This is a genomic window from Streptomyces sp. NPDC001056, from assembly GCF_053598955.1.
The window spans coordinates 1-1263 of record NZ_JBSFLI010000114.1; the positions used below are offsets into that span (position 1 = coordinate 1).

The window sequence follows — 1263 nt, forward strand, 5'->3', positions numbered from 1 at the left end:
GCGGCTGACGTCGCGGATGCGGCTGACGCTGGTGGTGCTGCTGGTCGCGCAGTTCATGCTCGCGGTGGACTTCTCGATCCTGAACGTGGCGTTGCCGGTGATCGGCAAGGGCCTGGGCTTCTCGCTGGGCAACCTGCAGTGGATCGCGACCGCGTTCGCGCTGTGCGCGGCCGGGTTCACCCTGCTGTTCGGGCGGGTCGCGGACCTGTTCGGGCGGCGCCGGCTGTTCCTGGGCGGCCTGGCCGTGCTGGGCCTGGCCTCCCTCGCCGGCGGCCTCGCCACCAGCCCCGAGATGCTCATCGTGGCCCGCGTCTTCCAGGGCCTGGCCACCGCGGCCGTCACCCCGGCCGGCCTGTCCCTGCTGACCACCTCCTTCCCCGAAGGACCCCTGCGGGAGAAGGCCCTGGGCCTGAACGGGGCACTGATGTCGGCCGGCTTCACCACCGGCGCCATCCTCGGCGGAGTCCTGACCGACCTGCTGTCCTGGCGCTGGTCGTTCTTCATCAACGTGCCCGTCGCCGCGGCCGTCCTGGTCATCGCCCCGATGGTGCTCGCCGAGTCCCGCCCCGCCACCCGCCCGCGCCTGGACCTGCCCGGCGCCCTCAGCGTCACCCTCGGCCTGCTCGCCGTCGTCTTCGGCTTCACCCAGGCCGGCGAACACGGCTGGACGAACCCCACCGCACTCGTCGTACTCGCCGCCGGCATCGCACTGCTGATCGCGTTCTACTTCATCGAGCGCACCAGCACCGCCCCCCTCGTCCCCGTCACCGTCCTCGCCCGCCGCACCGTCGCCTGGGGCAACGTGGCCGGCATCCTCGCCTTCGTCACCGAGACCTCCCTGGTCTTCCTGATGACCCTCTACCTGCAGAAGGTCCTGGGCTTCTCCCCGCTGGCCGCCGGACTCTCCTTCGGCGTCCTGGGCCTGGGCACCGTCCTGGGCGGCACCCTCGCCCCCCGCGTCATCGCCCGCACCGGCACCCGCGCCACCCTGATCACCGGCGCCCTCATCCAGACCGCCGCCACCGCCGCCCTCCTCCTGCTCGGCACCACCACCCACAGCCTGGGCCTGCTGCTGCCCGCCACCTTCATCGGCGGCATCGGCAACATGCTCCTCATCGTCGGCTTCATGGTCACCGCCACCAGCGGCCTGCCCGACCACGAACAGGGCATGGCCACCGGCCTCGCCACCATGAGCCAGCAGATCGGCATCACCATGGGCACCCCCGTCATGAGCGCCATCGCCACCGGCGCCATGGCGACGAC

1 protein-coding gene is annotated in these 1263 nt (G+C 72.0%); it reads left to right on the forward strand.

All coding sequences use genetic code 11. The annotated features are described in order from the left end of the window. On the forward strand, positions 1-1263 hold a 1263-nt coding region (locus ACWDD7_RS37780), incomplete at both ends, for an MFS transporter (RefSeq protein ID WP_450460723.1).